Origin of the sequence: Acidovorax sp. NCPPB 3576, from assembly GCF_028473605.1 — a bacterium.
GTDB lineage: Bacteria > Pseudomonadota > Gammaproteobacteria > Burkholderiales > Burkholderiaceae_C > Paracidovorax.
Window position 1 is genome coordinate 4,053,836 of sequence record NZ_CP097267.1, and the last position, 15,995, is coordinate 4,069,830.

The 15,995-nt window shown below is 62.6% G+C and carries 15 protein-coding genes and 1 tRNA gene; 10 read left to right on the top strand and 6 right to left on the bottom strand.

The genetic code is table 11. From position 1 onward, the window contains the following. The first annotated feature begins 33 nt into the window (after nt 1-33). The 6 genes from hemA (at nt 34) to M5C98_RS18515 (ending at nt 6,538) form a co-directional block, all read left to right on the top strand. On the top strand, nt 34-1,332 hold the full coding sequence (gene hemA, locus M5C98_RS18490) for a glutamyl-tRNA reductase (protein WP_272548914.1): 1,299 nt from the start codon (nt 34-36) through the stop codon (nt 1,330-1,332). 99 nt (nt 1,333-1,431) lie between these two features. Further along, nucleotides 1,432-2,514 carry a peptide chain release factor 1 gene (gene prfA / locus M5C98_RS18495; protein ID WP_272548915.1) on the top strand — a complete coding sequence of 361 codons (1,083 nt, stop codon included), beginning with the start codon at nt 1,432-1,434 and terminating at the stop codon, nt 2,512-2,514. Nucleotides 2,515-2,600: 86 nt separating this feature from the next. After that, on the top strand, nt 2,601-3,449 hold the full coding sequence (gene prmC, locus M5C98_RS18500; RefSeq protein WP_272553334.1) for a peptide chain release factor N(5)-glutamine methyltransferase: 849 nt from the start codon (nt 2,601-2,603) through the stop codon (nt 3,447-3,449). Between the two features lie 136 nt (nt 3,450-3,585). Beyond that, the gene (gene grxD, locus M5C98_RS18505; RefSeq protein ID WP_272548916.1) at nt 3,586-3,912 is read left to right on the top strand and encodes a Grx4 family monothiol glutaredoxin; all 327 of its coding nucleotides are present in this window, start codon (nt 3,586-3,588) and stop codon (nt 3,910-3,912) included. 158 nt (nt 3,913-4,070) lie between these two features. Next, nucleotides 4,071-5,078 carry an AAA family ATPase gene (locus M5C98_RS18510; protein ID WP_272548917.1) on the top strand — a complete coding sequence of 336 codons (1,008 nt, stop codon included), beginning with the start codon at nt 4,071-4,073 and terminating at the stop codon, nt 5,076-5,078. A gap of 125 nt (nt 5,079-5,203) precedes the next feature. Then, nucleotides 5,204-6,538 carry a hemolysin family protein gene (locus M5C98_RS18515; protein ID WP_272548918.1) on the top strand — a complete coding sequence of 445 codons (1,335 nt, stop codon included), beginning with the start codon at nt 5,204-5,206 and terminating at the stop codon, nt 6,536-6,538. Between the two features lie 53 nt (nt 6,539-6,591). Here the strand turns inward: M5C98_RS18515 and M5C98_RS18520 are convergent, their stop codons facing one another. Both M5C98_RS18520 and M5C98_RS18525 read right to left on the bottom strand, forming a co-directional pair. Next, nucleotides 6,592-7,260 (bottom strand): lytic transglycosylase domain-containing protein, encoded by a 669-nt coding sequence (locus M5C98_RS18520; RefSeq protein WP_272548919.1) that lies wholly within the window; start codon nt 7,258-7,260, stop codon nt 6,592-6,594. Then, a complete protein-coding gene (locus M5C98_RS18525; RefSeq protein ID WP_272548920.1) occupies nt 7,257-8,999 on the bottom strand; it encodes a proline--tRNA ligase in 1,743 nt (580 codons plus the stop codon). Before M5C98_RS18525 ends, M5C98_RS18520 begins: the two co-directional genes overlap by 4 nt. A gap of 91 nt (nt 9,000-9,090) precedes the next feature. On the opposite strand from M5C98_RS18525, the gene M5C98_RS18530 reads away from it, so the two are divergent. Beyond that, entirely contained in the window at nt 9,091-9,798 is a 708-nt protein-coding gene (locus M5C98_RS18530) for an RNA pyrophosphohydrolase (protein WP_272548921.1), read from the top strand. 54 nt (nt 9,799-9,852) lie between these two features. Here M5C98_RS18530 and proB read toward each other — a convergent pair whose 3' ends face one another. From proB to rplU, 4 genes are all read right to left on the bottom strand, one after another. Then, nucleotides 9,853-10,992 (bottom strand): glutamate 5-kinase, encoded by a 1,140-nt coding sequence (gene proB, locus M5C98_RS18535; protein ID WP_272553335.1) that lies wholly within the window; start codon nt 10,990-10,992, stop codon nt 9,853-9,855. An 82-nt stretch (nt 10,993-11,074) separates the two neighbouring features. Further along, the gene (cgtA, locus tag M5C98_RS18540; RefSeq protein ID WP_272548922.1) at nt 11,075-12,145 is read right to left on the bottom strand and encodes an Obg family GTPase CgtA; all 1,071 of its coding nucleotides are present in this window, start codon (nt 12,143-12,145) and stop codon (nt 11,075-11,077) included. Between the two features lie 123 nt (nt 12,146-12,268). Then, the gene (gene rpmA, locus M5C98_RS18545) at nt 12,269-12,526 is read right to left on the bottom strand and encodes a 50S ribosomal protein L27 (RefSeq protein WP_272548923.1); all 258 of its coding nucleotides are present in this window, start codon (nt 12,524-12,526) and stop codon (nt 12,269-12,271) included. Nucleotides 12,527-12,540: 14 nt separating this feature from the next. After that, the gene (gene rplU / locus M5C98_RS18550) at nt 12,541-12,852 is read right to left on the bottom strand and encodes a 50S ribosomal protein L21 (protein ID WP_092741307.1); all 312 of its coding nucleotides are present in this window, start codon (nt 12,850-12,852) and stop codon (nt 12,541-12,543) included. A gap of 256 nt (nt 12,853-13,108) precedes the next feature. On the opposite strand from rplU, the gene M5C98_RS18555 reads away from it, so the two are divergent. From M5C98_RS18555 to pilB, 3 genes are all read left to right on the top strand, one after another. After that, on the top strand, nt 13,109-14,038 hold the full coding sequence (locus M5C98_RS18555; RefSeq protein WP_272553336.1) for a polyprenyl synthetase family protein: 930 nt from the start codon (nt 13,109-13,111) through the stop codon (nt 14,036-14,038). A gap of 19 nt (nt 14,039-14,057) precedes the next feature. Then, nucleotides 14,058-14,134, top strand: a tRNA-Pro gene (locus tag M5C98_RS18560). A 112-nt stretch (nt 14,135-14,246) separates the two neighbouring features. After that, nucleotides 14,247-15,977, top strand: coding sequence for a type IV-A pilus assembly ATPase PilB (gene pilB / locus M5C98_RS18565; protein ID WP_272553337.1), 1,731 nt, complete (start codon nt 14,247-14,249; stop codon nt 15,975-15,977). The last annotated feature ends 18 nt before the right edge of the window (nt 15,978-15,995 follow it).

The following is a 15,995-nucleotide window of genomic DNA, read 5'->3' on the forward strand; positions in this document are numbered from 1 at the left end:
GGTATGGGGCCGGCAATTTTATAATCGCGGCTTATGGCAGTCTGGGCCCTTGGCATCAACCACACGACCGCGCCGCTCGATCTGCGCGGTCGTTTTGCGTTCGCGCTCGATCAGATCGCGCCGACGCTGCAGGGTTTGCGCCAGTCGCTGGGCGGCGCGAGCCGCCACCCCAGCGTCGAGACGGCCATCATCTCCACCTGCAACCGCACCGAAATCTACTGCGCCGGCAGCGAGTCCGCGCTGGACCACACGCTGGGCTGGCTCGCCGAAAGCGGCGGCGTCAGCCCCGCACTGCTGCGATCGCACTCCTATTCCCTGGAAGACGGTCTGGTCGCCCGCCATGCCTTCCGCGTGGCCAGCGGGCTCGATTCCATGGTGCTGGGCGAGGCGCAGATCCTCGGCCAGATGAAGGACGCCGTGCGCGCCGCCGAGACCGCCGGCGCGCTGGGCACCACGCTCAACCAGCTCTTTCAGCGCAGCTTCGCCGTCGCCAAGGAAGTGCGCACCAGCACCGAGATCGGCGCCCACAGCATCAGCATGGCTGCCGCGGCCGTGCGGCTGGCCGGCCAGTTGTTCGAAGACCTGTCCGAGATCCGCGTGCTGTTCGTCGGCGCGGGCGAGATGATCGAGCTGGCCGCCACCCACTTCGCCGCCAAGAACCCCAAGGCCATCGCCGTGGCCAACCGCACGCTGGAGCGCGGCGAGAAACTCGCCACGCGCTTCGGCGGCGAGGTCATGCGCCTGGCCGACCTGCCCGACCGCCTGCACGAGTTCGACGCCGTGGTGAGCTGCACCGCCAGCAGCCTGCCCATCATCGGCCTGGGCGCCGTGGAGCGCGCCCTGAAAAAGCGGCGCCACCGCCCCATGTTCATGGTCGATCTGGCCGTGCCGCGCGACATCGAGCCCGAGGTCAAGGCGCTGGAGGACATCTACCTCTACACCGTGGACGACCTGGCCGGCGTGGTGCAGACCGCCCAGGCCCACCGCCAGGCCGCCGTGGCCCAGGCCGAGGCCATCATCGACGCGGGCGTGCAGAGCTTCATGCACTGGATGGACCAGCGCAGCCCCACCGGCGGCGTGGTGCCGCTGATCCAGCAGCTCAACGCCCAGACCGACGAATGGCGCGCGCTGGAGATCGCCCGCGCCAAGAAACTCCTGGCCAAGGGCGAGGACATGGATGCGGTGCTGGAAGCCCTGTCGCGCGGCCTCACGCAGAAGATGCTGCACGGCACCCTGGCCGAGCTGCGGGCCGGCGACGCCGAGACGCGCGCCCAGACGGCCCAGACCGTCTCGCGCCTGTTCCTGCGCTCGCAAAGCAAAACCGGCCTGTAGCGACGCGGCTGCGCGGCCTTTGGGCCAAAAACGCCTCCAGCGCTTATCTCCCTAGCGCGATCAGCTACAAAAATCGTAGCAAACTCTTTTCCCCCGACGATGAAGCCCTTTCTCAGAACCCAGCTCGAGCGCTATGCGCTGCGCCTGCAAGAACTCGACTTCCTGCTCTCGCGCGAGGACATCATGTCCGACATGGCGCAGTACCGCACCATCTCCCGCGAGCATGCCGAGGTCACGCAGATCGCCGGCCGCTACGCCCGCCACCAGCAGCGCGAGGCGGATCTGGCCGGTGCGCGCGAGATGCTCGCCGACCCCGACATGGCCGAGATGGCGCAGGAGGAGATCGCCGCCTCGGAAGCCGAACTGGTGCAGCTCGAAGAAGAACTTCAGCGCCTGCTGCTGCCCAAGGACCCCGACGACGCCCGCAATGCCTTCCTCGAAATCCGCGCGGGCACGGGCGGCGACGAGTCGGCCCTGTTCGCGGGCGACCTGGCGCGCATGTACACCCGCTACGCCGCCAACGTGGGCTGGAAGATCGAGATCCTGAGCGCCAACGAGAACGAGATCGGCGGCTACAAGGAAGTGGTGCTGCGCGTGGAGGCCGACGGCGCCTATGGCGCGCTGCGCTTCGAATCCGGCGGCCACCGCGTGCAGCGCGTGCCCGCCACCGAAACGCAGGGCCGCATCCACACCAGCGCCTGCACCGTGGCCGTGATGCCCGAGCCCGACGAGCACCAGGCCATCACCCTGAACCCCGCCGACCTGCGCATCGACACCTTCCGCGCCAGCGGCGCGGGCGGCCAGCACATCAACAAGACCGACTCGGCCGTGCGCGTGGTCCACCTGCCCACCGGCATCGTGGCCGAATGCCAGGACGGGCGCAGCCAGCACAGCAACAAGGCCAAGGCCCTGCAGGTGCTGCAGGCGCGCATCCAGGAAAAGGAACGCAGCGAGCGCGCCGCCAAGGAGGCCGCCCTGCGCAAGGGCCTGATCGGCTCGGGCGACCGCAGCGACCGCATCCGCACCTACAACTTCCCGCAGGGGCGCCTGACCGACCACCGCATCAACCTCACCCTCTACAAGCTGCTGGCCATCATGGAAGGCGACCTCGCCGACGTGCTGGACGCCCTGCGCCACGCGCGCGAGGCCGAGCAACTGGCCGAGCTGGAAACCACCGCCTGAACCGATCCAGCCCCCGCGTTGTGAAGGTTTTTGAGCAGAATCGCCCTCATGCCGCCGGATTCATTGCCTCGGATGCTATTGATTTCATAGTGAACACTTCGACGACCCTTGCCCAGGCCGTGTCCCAGGCCCACCGCCTGGGGCTGGCGCGCATCGATGCGCAACTGCTGCTGCTGCACGCTCTCGGCCGCCCCGACGCCGGCCGCGCCTGGCTCCTCGCGCACGACACCGACGCCCTGCCCCTGCCGACGCTGGCCGCCTTCCTTGCCCTGTGCCAGCGCCGTGCCGCCGGCGAGCCGGTGGCTTATTTGACTGGCCGCAAGGAGTTCTACGGACTGGCGCTGCAGGTCGATGCGCGGGTGCTCGACCCGCGTCCGGACACCGAAACCCTGGTGGACTGGGCCCTGCAGGTGCTGGAGCCCGTCACCGCCCCGCGCGTGATCGACCTGGGCACGGGCAGCGGCGCCATCGCCCTTGCGCTGCAGCACCAGCGGCCCGATGCGCAGGTGCTGGCGGTCGATGCCAGCGCCCAGGCGCTGGACGTCGCACGGGCCAACGCCGGTCGGCTGGGCCTGCCGGTGCGGTTCGCCACGGGCGACTGGCTCGCGGGCCTGGAGGACAGCGCGGTGTTCGACACCATCGTCTCCAATCCGCCCTACATCGCGGCGGACGACCCGCACTTGGCCGCGCTCACCCACGAGCCCCTGAACGCCCTGGCCAGCGGTGCGGATGGGCTGGACGACATCCGCACCATTTCGGGGCAGTCGATCTCCCATCTGGTGCCGGGTGGCTGGCTGCTGCTGGAACACGGCTGGGACCAGGCCGAGGCCGTGCAGGCGCTGCTGCGCCAAGCCGGCTTCAACCAGGTGCAAAGCCGCACCGATTTGGCCGGGCATGCGCGCTGCACCGGGGGCCGCCGCCCGCCCGCGCCGTGATTCGGCCAACGGGCACTGGATAAGCACCCGCAGCGCCCCCATGTGGAGCCTGATCACCGCAGCGCCCACGGGCCTTCGCCGACAGTGAAATAATCACGCCTTGCCGCCGATCCACGGCCACTTCCAGGAGCAACCCATGAGCGACACCCAGCAACGCATCGACGCCCTCGTCAAATCCAACGACATCCTGCTGTTCATGAAAGGCAGCGCGAGCTTTCCGATGTGCGGCTTCTCGGGCCGTGCCATCCAGCTCCTGAAGGCCTGCGGCGTGGACCCCAAGAGCGTGGCCACCGTGAACGTGCTGGACGACGCGGAAATCCGCCAGGGCATCAAGGAATACAGCAGCTGGCCCACCATCCCGCAGCTCTACGTGAAGGGCGAATTCATCGGCGGCTCGGACATCATGATGGAGATGTACGAGTCGGGCGAACTCAAGCAGGTGTTGGGCACGCAAGGCGAGTGACGTCCGCGGCCTTCACGGGCTGCATCGACCGCAGGCCGCTTTCGGGCGGCCTTTTGCATGGGAACAACAAGGCCGGGTTGACGGGGTTTTTCCGCCGTTGAGACCGGGCATGTTGTGTGCTTGAATGGGTGCGTGACTTCCTCACACAGGAGCGCGCCATGACGACACACAGCCTTGTTCCGCAAACGCCGGCCTTGAGCCTGCCGGTGGCCCAGTTGCGCAACGTGTTCCACCCCTGCGACGTCGAGCGCAAGCTCACGCGGCTGCAGGACAGTGGCAGCCAGCGCGAATACGAAAATCTGCGCGCGGTGTACGAACGCATGCTGGAACGCGGGCCCGAACGCTTCCAGGTCAAGCCTTCCGGCGTGCCGGACATGGCCCACCTCTACGACCAGTTGCCCAACTTCACCGACGTCCTCGACGACGTGAAGCGCCACGTGGCCCTGGCGCAGGACAGCCGCGACGGGCTCGAAGTCACGCCCATGCTGCTGCTGGGCCCGCCGGGCATCGGCAAGACCCACTTCGCGCGGCACCTGGCCGAGCTGCTGGGCACCGGCATGAACCTCGTCCCCATGAGTTCGATGACCGCCGGCTGGCTGCTGTCGGGCTCGTCCTCGCAATGGAAGGGTGCGCGGCCCGGCAAGGTGTTCGAGGCGCTGGTGGAAGGCGAATACGCCAACCCCGTCATCGTCGTGGACGAGATCGACAAGGCCGCGAGCGACGCGCAGTACGACCCGCTGGGCGCGCTCTACGGCCTGCTGGAGCACGACACGGCGCAGAGCTTCACCGACGAATTCGCCGAGGTCGCCATCGACGCGAGCCAGGTCATCTGGATCACCACCGCCAACGACGAGCGCGGCATTCCCGACCCCATCCTCAACCGCATGAACGTGTTCGAGGTGCAGGCGCCCACGCCGGAGCAGGCCCGCGCCATTGCGCGCAATCTGTACCAGGGCATCCGCAACGGCCACGACTGGGGCCGCATGCTCGACCCCGAACCGCAGTCCGATGTGCTGGACCTGCTCGCGCAAATGCCACCGCGCGAAATGCGCCGCGCTCTGATGACCGGCTTCGGCAACGCGCGCCTGCAGCACCGCAGCGCGGTCGAAGTCGGCGACCTGCCGCGCAGCGCGGGCGGCAAATCGCGCATCGGCTTCCTGCAGTGACCTGAAGACCGCCGCCCTCGCCGCCCGCACGCAGCCCATGCGTGCGGGCAGGCAGCGGCGTGCGGCGGGGCAGCTACACTCGGCACGCTGGCGCACGGCACGATCATGGCTGCGCCTGCCGTCCCATGACCCTGTCCCAAAGTCTTTTTGTTATCGGCCTCCTCATCGTGGCCAGCGCGTTCTTCTCCATCGCGGAAATCTCCCTGGCGGCTTCGCGGCGCCTGCGCCTGCGCCAGATGGCCGACGAAGGTGACACGCGCGCCGACCGCGTCATGCGCATGCAGGAGCAGCCGGGCGACTATTTCACCGTGGTCCAGGTCGGCCAGAACGCCGTCGCCATCCTGGGCGGTATCGTGGGCGAGGGCGCACTCAGCCCCCATTTCACCGAACTGTTCGCCTACTGGCTCAGTAACGCGCGAGCGGAGACCGCGGGCTTCCTCGCGTCGTTCACCATCATCACTTCGCTGTTCATTCTGCTGGCCGACCTGTTCCCCAAGCGGCTGGGCATGGCGAATCCCGAGCGCCTGGCACTGCGCGTGTCGGCACCGATGAAGCTGCTGATGACCGTGCTGCGGCCCGTGGTGTGGCTGTACAGCCGCGGCGCGGACGTGCTGTTTCGCGTGCTGGGGCTGTCGTCGCTGCGGGACGACCGGGTCACCTCCGATGACATCCTGGCCATGATGGAAGCCGGCGCCCGCGCCGGCGTCCTGGCCGCGCGCGAGCAGCAGGTGATCGAGAACGTGTTCGAGCTGGACACGCGCACCGTCGGCAGCGCCATGTCGCAGCGCGACCGCATCGCCTACTTCCTGCGCGACGACCCCGACACGGTGATCCGCGCGCGCATCGCCGAAGAGCCGTTCTCGACCTATCCCGTGTGCGACGGCGACATCGACCACGTGGTCGGCTACGTGGACGCCAAGGACCTCTTTCAGCGCGTGCTGAACAACCAGCCCATTTCGCTGGCCGACGAAGGCCTGGTGCGCAAGGTGCTCATCGTGCCGGATCGGCTTTCGTTGTCCGAGGTGCTGGAGCAGTTCCGCCAGGTGCACGAAGACTTTGCGGTGATCGTGAACGAATACAGCCTGGTGGTGGGCGTCGTCACCCTGAACGACGTGATGAGCACCGTGATGGGCGACCTCGTCATGGGCCCGGCGGACGAAGAGCAGATCGTGCGGCGCGACGAGAACTCCTGGCTCATCGACGGCGTGACGCCGGTCGAAGACGTGCTGCGCGCGTTGAACCTGGACGAACTGCCCCACGCCGAAGAATACGAAACGCTGGCCGGCTTCCTGATGGTGATGCTGCGCCGCGTGCCGCGGCGCACCGACAGCGTGAACTGGGGCGGCTACAAGTTCGAGGTGCTGGACGTGGACAGCTACCGCATCGACCAGATCATGGTCTCGCGGCTACAGGATTCGAACGGCGCCCCCATCGCCGCCGCCGCTGCCAGCGGCATCTGAAAACCCGGCCGACAAAGATTGGGACCGGCGCCCGGCACGGCCGCAAGGCTGGCTCAGGCGGCGGCGGTGGTGATTCGGTCCTGGAACGCCCAGTTGCGCTGCGCAGCGAACACCGCATCAGGGTACTGCGGCCGGCCGCGGCTGCCGTTGTAGCGGCCCAGCGTCATGAACAGATCGCCACGCTCCCGGTCCAGATAGTGGCGCAGGATCACGCAGCCAAACCGCAGGTTGGTCTGCATGTGGAACAGCTTGCCGGGATCGCCGTCGCCGATCACCCGCGTCCAGAACGGCATCACCTGCATGTAGCCACGCGCCCCGACGCTGGACACGGCGAACTTGCGGAACGCGCTCTCGACCTGCACCAGGCCCAGCACCAGCGACACGTCGAGCCCCGCCCGCTTGGATTCGTACCAGACGGTCTGCAGGAAGTCGCGGCGCACCTCCCACTCGGGCTTGCGGCGGCGCAGGCGGTCGCTCATGGTGCCCAGCCAGCGCAGGTACAGCAGGCGCGCTTCCGTCGTCCCGAACTGGGGCTCAGGCGGCGCCTGGTTGAGAACGGCGGAACTCAAGGCGGTGCGAACGGAGTCGATCAGGGGCTCTTCCAGTTGGCCCCCGGCATGGGCGGCCTGGGGGGCCGCCAGCCAGGCCGCTGGACCGGCAGACAAAGACACCAGACAGGCTCGGCGCGAAACCGCCCCGCCCTCGCCTTTCATTGCACTCATGGTGTCAGCCGGCCCTGGATGTGCGCCAGGATGTCAGCCGTGGCCACCTTGGTCGCGGCGGTATCCCGGCGATGCTGGTACTCCAGTTGGCCTTCCTTGAGCCCACGGTCGGAGATCACCACGCGATGGGGCACGCCGATCAACTCCCAGTCGGCGAACATCGCGCCCGGGCGCTCGCCCCGGTCGTCCAGCAGCACATCGACCCCCGCCGCCAGCAGATCAGCGTGGAGTTGTTCGGCAGCGGCCTTGACCTCAGCGCTGCGGTCCATGCCGATCGGGCATACCACCACCGTGAAAGGGGCGATCGCATCGGGCCAGATGATGCCGCGGTCGTCGTGGTTCTGTTCGATGGCAGCGGCCGGCAGCCGGGTGATGCCGATGCCGTAGCAGCCCATCTCGAAGAAAGCGGGCTTGCCGTCTTCGCCCAGGAAAGTGGCATTCATGGCCTTGCTGTACTTCGTGCCGAGGTAGAACACATGGCCGACTTCGATGCCGCGCTCGATGGCGAGTTCCCCCTGGCCGTCGGGCGAACGATCCCCTGCCACGACATTGCGCAGATCGGCCACCACCTCGGGTTCGGGCAGATCGCGGCCCCAGTTCACGCCCGTCATGTGGCAATCGATTTCGTTGGCGCCACAGATCCAGTCGGCCATCACGGCCACTTCGCGGTCCACCACCAGCTTCACCGGCTTTTGCAGCTTCAGCGGGCCCAGGTAGCCCGGCTTGCAGCCGAAGTGGTCTTCGATCTCGCCCACGGTGGCGAAGCGGAAACCCGCCAGGCCAGGGACCTTGGACACCTTGATCTCGTTCATGTCATGGTCGCCACGCAGCAGCAGCAGCCAGACCTGCGTCTTGATGATCTCGCCGGTGTCGTTGGTCTCGTCGGTGGCCAGCACCAAGGACTTCACGGTGGTCTGCAGCGCCACGCCCAGCAGTTGGGCCACATCCGCGCAAGTGCTCTTGCCAGGCGTCGGCGTCTTGGCCAAGGCCTGGGTTGATGCCGGGCGGGGCCCTGCCGGGGCCAGCGCCTCGGCCTTTTCCATGTTCGCGGCGTAATCGCTCTGCGGGCAGTAAACGATCGCGTCTTCGCCCGTGGCGGCGATCACCTGGAACTCTTCGCTCAGGTCGCCGCCAATGGCGCCGCTATCCGCGGCCACGGCACGGTAGGTCAAGCCGAAGCGGTCGAAAATACGCCGGTAGGCCTGGGCCATCACCTGGTAGCTGGCCTTGGCGGCATCCTGGTCGCGGTCGAAGGAATAGGCATCCTTCATGATGAACTCGCGGCCCCGCATCAGGCCGAAACGCGGGCGGCGCTCGTCGCGGAACTTGGTCTGGATCTGGTACAGGTTCTTGGGCAGTTGCTTGTAGCTGCGCAGCTCTTGGCGCGCGATGTCAGTGACCACTTCTTCGCTGGTCGGCTGGATCACGAAATCGCGCCCGTGGCGGTCCTGGATGCGCAGCAGCTCCGGCCCCATCTTGTCGAAGCGGCCGGTCTCCTGCCAGAACTCCGCCGGCTGCACCACAGGCATGGCGACCTCGACGGCACCGGCCCGGTTCATCTCTTCCCGCACGATGGCCTCCACCTTGCGGATGACGCGCAGTCCCATGGGCATGTAGTTGTAGATGCCCGCCCCCAGCTTCTTGATGAGGCCCGCCCGCGTCATGAGCTTGTGGCTGACCACTTCCGCATCGGCCGGGGCTTCCTTGAGGGTGGATACGAAGAATTGGGACGCTTTCATTGGGGGGATTTCATGCAATTGCGCCCGGTCTGCTTGCTGCGCACAAGGCGCCGTGCATAATGGTCACAGTTTAAAAAATTGGGGTTAGATTATGCTTGACCGGGACGGCTTTCGGCCGAACGTCGGCATCATCCTGCTCAACCAGAAAAACCAGGTGTTCTGGGGCAAGCGCATCCGCACCCACAGCTGGCAGTTCCCGCAGGGCGGCATCGATCGGGGGGAGACCCCCGAACAGGCAATGTACCGCGAACTGCACGAAGAAGTGGGATTGCAGCCGGGCCATGTGCGCGTGGTTGCCCGTACCAGGGACTGGTTGCGCTATGAGGTGCCTGACCGGTACATCCGCCGCGATGCGCGCGGACACTACAAGGGCCAGAAGCAAATCTGGTATCTGCTGCAGTTGCTGGGCCATGACTGGGACCTGAACCTGCGCGCCACCAACCATCCCGAATTCGACGCCTGGCGTTGGAACGATTACTGGGTGCCGCTCGATGTGGTGGTGGAGTTCAAGCGCGGCGTGTATGAGATGGCGCTTACCGAGTTGGCACGTTTTCTGCCTCGCCACGAGCAACGCAATCGTTATTTGCGCAGCGGCATGCGGTCCCGTGAAGGCGAAGGCTTGCCCAGCGGCATGCCCATGCATCGCGCCGGCTCGTTGCTGGTCAGCCCAGGCATGGAAATGCCGCCTGGGGCCAGCTTCGACCCCGATCCTCAGAAGAGCAAAGCCCCTTCGGCACCCATGGAACAGGGAGCGGGAATTCCACTCTCGCCCACGCAGTTTTCGCCCAAGTTGGTCTAACACGCGCTGCTTTTTCTGCAAGGAAGGGCAAGCTTCAAGCCAGCGCCTGAGAAATCAGGCGCTCGCAAGAACCATATTGTCCCGATGCACCATCTCTGGCTCGGCGGCATACCCCAAAAGCCGCTCGAACTCCGATGATGGCTTTCGGCACAGGAGCCGAGCCTCCGCACTGGCGTAGTTTGCGAGCCCTCTGGCCACTTCCGCCCCGGTTTCGTCACGCACAGCGATAACGTCACCGCGCGAAAAGTCACCATCAACGGTGATCATCCCGATCGGCAGAAGGCTTTTTCCCTCCGCTCGAAGCTTTACCGCGGCCCCCATGTCCACGGTCACGGAGCCACGCATTTGCAAATGGTCTGCCATCCACTGCTTGCGCGCCTGTTTTTTCTGCGTCTGCGCGACCAGCAGGGTTCCAATGGCCTCTCCCTGCGTCAGGCGCACCAGCACATCGGTCTCCCGGCCCCACGCAATGACGGTGGAAGCACCCGAACCCGCAGCCCGTTTGGCCGCAATGATTTTCGTGATCATGCCGCCGCGACCGATGCTGGAGCCTACGCCACCCGCCATCGCTTCCAGGGTCAAGTCGCCGGCCTGGGCTTCATGTACAAACTTCGCATCCGGATTGTGTCGGGGATCCGCCGTGTAAAGCCCTTTTTGATCCGTCAAGATAATCAAGGCATCCGCCTCGATGAGGTTGGCGACCAACGCACCGAGCGTGTCGTTATCACCGAACTTGATCTCGTCCGTGACCACCGTATCGTTCTCGTTGATCACAGGCACCACGCCCAAGCGCAGCAGAGTGAGCAAGGTAGAGCGGGCATTCAGATAGCGCTCACGATCCGCCAAATCAGCGTGCGTGAGAAGCACTTGCGCACTGCTCAGCCCTTGCTCCCTCAACTTGGTCTCGTACATCTGTGCAAGCCCCATCTGACCCACTGCCGCCGCCGCCTGGAGTTCGTGGATCTCATGGGGACGCGTCGCCCAACCCAGGCGTTTCATCCCTTCCGCGATCGCGCCGCTGGACACCATGACCACCTCGCGCCGTCCGCCCGATTCGCCGCGCGCCAGCGCAGCCAGTTGGCGACTCCATTCTCCAATGGCGGCCTCATCCAAGCCCCGTCCCTCGTTGGTCACGAGGCTGGATCCTACTTTGACGACAATGCGGCGCGCGTCGCGCAATATGCTGGAAACCATATGAACAATATTGGCCTTCAACGCTTGATGGACAAGCGATGAACGCTATTAAATAAATAGCATGGACGGAGATGCATTCGAATCACTCAGGCCGATCGCCCACGAAACGTGGATCCACCTCTTCCGGCGCCTGCTCCGCCTTTTGCTGAACTTGCACATGCCGGTAAATGGCATGAATCAACGGCTCGCAACCTTCGCGAGTCAAGGCTGAAATCTCGAAGACGGGCCCCTTCCACTTGAACCGCTTCACGAAGTCCCGCACGCGCTTCTCCCGCTCTTCCTTCGGAACCATGTCCAACTTATTAAGCACAAGCCAGCGCGGCTTTTCGTAAAGGCCCGCATCGTACTTTTTAAGCTCGCCCACAATGGCCTTGGCTTGTGCGACAGGATCAACCGCATCATCGAAGGGCGCCAAGTCGATCACATGCAACAGCAAACGCGTGCGCTGAAGGTGGCGCAGGAATTGGTGCCCGAGGCCCGCCCCTTCAGAGGCGCCTTCGATCAATCCAGGAATATCCGCAACGACAAAACTCTGCTCAGGCCCCACACGAACTACGCCCAGGTTGGGATGCAGGGTCGTGAAGGGATAGTCGGCGATCTTGGGTCGCGCGTTGGAGATGGCAGCGATCAGGGTGGATTTGCCAGCGTTGGGCATGCCCAGCAGACCGACATCGGCCAGCACCTTCAACTCCAGTTTGAGATTCTTCTTCTCGCCAGGCCATCCTGGCGTTTTTTGGCGCGGCGCACGATTGATGGCGCTCTTGAACCGCATGTTGCCAAAGCCGCCGTCACCACCCTTGGCAATGGTGATCACCTCTCCCGGCTCCAACAATTCATACAGGACCTCGCCGGTCTCCGCATCGGTGATGATGGTGCCCACCGGCATCTTCAAGGTAATGTCATCGCCGGCGGCACCGAACATGTCAGAGCCCATGCCATGCTCACCGCGCTTTGCCTCATGGCGGCGGGAATAGCGAAAATCCACCAACGTATTCAAATTTGGATCGGCCACGGCAAAGACATGCCCTCCCCGGCCGCCATCACCCCCATTGGGTCCGCCAAACTCCTTGTATTTTTCATGCCGGAACGACACACAACCATTGCCCCCGTCGCCGGCAGCAATGTCGATAAAGGCTTCGTCGACGAACTTCATGGGTATCCAGTTTACAAAACAGATTTCGGAAAGGTACGCCGAGCCAAACAGCCGGCAGCAAACACTTCCAAAACGACAAAGCCCCGACAGGTCGGGGCTTCGAAAGCATCAAAGTGACAGGCGTTAGGCCGGCGTCACATTGACCGTGTGCTTGGACAGTGCGCCCTTCGTGCCGAAAGACACGTGGCCATCGACCAGTGCGAACAGCGTGTGGTCTTTGCCTACGCCAACGTTCGTGCCGGGATGGAAACGCGTGCCACGTTGGCGCACGATGATCGAGCCAGCGCTGATCAATTCGCCACCAAAGGCCTTCACACCGAGCATCTTGGGCTTGGAATCGCGCCCGTTTCGCGTAGAGCCGCCGCCTTTTTTCTGTGCCATGACATCAGCTCCTTTTAACCGGCGATCGCACCGATTTGCAGTTCGGTGAACTGCTGGCGATGGCCTTGGCGTTTCTGATAGTGCTTGCGACGGCGCATCTTGAAGATGTGCACTTTGTCGTGCTTGCCGTGCGCCACGACGGTTGCCGTGACGGTTGCGCCGGACACCAGGGGAGTGCCAACCTTGATTTCAGCGCCGTTTCCGACGGCCAGAACCTGGTCGATCACAATTTCCTGGCCTACGTCCGCAGCAATCTGTTCTACTTTAATTTTTTCGCCGGAAGCAACGCGATACTGCTTGCCGCCGGTTTTTATGACCGCGTACATGTGAACCTCTTTGAATGGAGTTCTGCGGACGAATTTCCGCAGAGCCGGCGACTATAGCATGAGGAAGTTTTTTTAGCCAGTCAGCCGAATCTGCTGAGGCAACGGCTTCAGAGATCAGCTTTTGAAGCAGGAAAGCGAAGGGCATTCGAGTCGGCACAAAGCGATTCCTATAATCCATCTTTCGTCGCTGCACACGCTCATCTTGTCCACCACCACCTCCAGCACCTCAGCAACCCTCGCCTTGATCGCCGACGACATGCACGAGGTGGACAAAGTCATTGCCGCCCGGCTGAATTCGTCAGTCTCTCTTGTGGGCGACATTGCCCGTTACATCATTTCTGCTGGAGGCAAGCGACTGCGCCCCGCATTGCTTTTGCTGATGTGCGGCGCACTCGGCTACAAGGGGCTCCAGCGTTTCAATCTGGCAGCGGTTGTGGAGTTCATTCATACCGCCACCCTGCTACATGACGATGTGGTGGATGAATCTACCTTGCGGAGAGGCCGTCCGACGGCCAATGAAAACTTTGGCAATCCGGCGAGCGTGCTGGTCGGTGATTTCTTGCACTCGCGCGCCTTCCAGATGATGGTCGATGCCGATGACATGCGCGTGATGCAGATCCTTTCGGAGGCCACCAACGTCATTGCCGAAGGAGAGGTGCAGCAACTCATGAACACCCATGACGCCTCGCTGGACGAGCAGGGCTATCTGGACGTCATCCGGTCCAAGACGGCCAAACTCTTCGAGGCGAGCGCTCGGCTAGCGGCCATTCTGGCCCGCAGCACCCCCGATTTGGAGAAGGCCTGCGCAGATTACGGCCAAGCATTAGGGACTGCTTTTCAAGTCATTGACGACGTGCTTGACTATGATGGCGACTCATCGGAAATGGGGAAAAATCTTGGCGATGATCTCCGGGAAGGCAAAGTCACCCTGCCCTTGATCATTGCAATGCAGCGCGGCACTCAAGAGCAGCGGCTACTGATAGAAAACGCCATACAAACTGGCGCCGTGGAGGAGCTTCCTGCCATCGTGCAAATCGTGAAAAGCACTGGAGCACTTGAGGCGACGCGGTTTGCTGCAGCGGCTCAAGCCCAGCAGGCGATCGATGCAGCGAAGCAATTGCCCCCCAATAGTTACACAGAAGGTTTGCTAGAATTGGCTTCGCAATTATTGGAGCGGCGCCTGTAATTGCCATAAAAGCAACAATCGGGGTGTAGCTTAGCCTGGTAGAGCGCTACGTTCGGGACGTAGAGGCCGGAGGTTCGAATCCTCTCACCCCGACCATGCCGTTAAGCCTTCGTGGTTTCGCTGCACTCCCGCTGTGCAATTCCATGGCTTGAACATCTGGGCGATGTTAGGATGGTTTCCTTTCATCCACATTGATTCTGCTGGTTACATGGCTGTTGATACCGCACCCAAAGAAGGCGCCGCAATTGCCTTGCCTGGCCTAGGCCGGGCTTTGATGTCAGCCGGCAAGCTGAGTCAAAAATCAGCTGAAGACATCTTTCGCAAATCGCAGGCGGGGAAAACCAGCTTCATTGCTGAACTCACAGGGTCTGGAGCCGTGTCTTCAGCCGAGTTGGCGCACACGGTCTCTGCCGTGTTCGGTGCGCCTTTACTGGATCTGGAAGCGATTGACCCCCTCCGGATTCCTAAAGATCTGCTTGATCCAAAGATCTGCATTGCCTATCGCGTCGTTGCTCTGAGCAAGCGCAACAATCGGCTGATTGTGGCGACGGCTGACCCTACTGACCAAGAAGCAGCAGAGAGGATCAAATTCACGACCCAGATGGGCGTGGATTGGATTATTGCGGAATATGACAAGCTTATCAAACTTATAGAGGCTAATAATAAGTCGGTAAGTGAATCGATGGAAAGTCTGTCGAGCGGGGGAGATTTCGAATTTGACGATGTCAAGATTGAAGAGGCTCCCGAAAATGCAGACAGCGCCAACGATGTTGAAGATGCGCCTATCGTCAAGTTCCTCCATAAAATGCTTTTGGACGCGTTCAATATGCGTGCTTCCGATTTGCATTTTGAACCTTACGAACACCAATACCGGGTACGCTTTCGCATCGATGGCGAACTACGCGAAATTGCTTCGCCACCAATTGCCATCAAGGACAAGCTTGCGTCCCGAATCAAGGTCATTTCCCGGCTTGATATTTCGGAAAAACGTGTGCCACAAGATGGCCGTATGAAACTGAAAGTCGGCCCGGATCGGGTCATCGACTTTCGGGTGAGTACGCTGCCAACGCTCTTTGGTGAAAAGATCGTGATTCGGATTCTGGATCCTAGCAGCGCCAAGTTGGGCATTGATGCGCTAGGTTACGAGCCAGAAGAAAAGGCACGACTGATGCATGCGATAGGACGACCTTATGGCATGATTTTGGTTACCGGACCAACTGGCTCCGGAAAAACCGTTTCTTTGTACACCTGCCTGAACTTGCTCAATAAGGCGGGAGTCAATATTGCCACCGCTGAGGACCCTTCGGAAATCAATTTACCTGGTGTTAATCAGGTAAACGTTAATGAGAAGGCGGGACTAACCTTTGCTGTCGCACTCAAATCGTTTCTGCGTCAAGATCCTGACATCATCATGGTCGGCGAAATTCGCGACCTTGAAACAGCGGATATTTCCATTAAGGCTGCCCAGACGGGCCACTTGGTGCTGTCCACCCTACATACCAATGATGCGCCAACCACGCTCACCCGGATGCGCAATATGGGAATTGCGCCATTCAATATTGCGTCAAGCGTCATTCTGATAACAGCCCAGCGCTTGGCTCGCCGTTTATGCCCCGTCTGCAAAGCGCCTGCGGATATTCCACATGAAACCTTGCTCGAATCCGGCTACAAAGAGGATGAGATCGATGGTACTTGGGTGACATATCGTCCGGTGGGTTGCTCTGCTTGCAACAATGGCTACAAAGGACGACTGGGTATTTATCAAGTCATGCCAATTTCCGAAGAAATTCAACGCATTATTCTGCGGGATGGAAGTGCATTGGAAATCTCCAAGCAAGCCAAAGCGGAGGGGGTCCGCTCCTTACGCGATGCAGGTCTTCATAAAGCCAAGATGGGGCTAACCTCTCTCGAAGAGGTGCTGGCCGTCACCAACGAATAGCGCCAATCGCGAGGATTA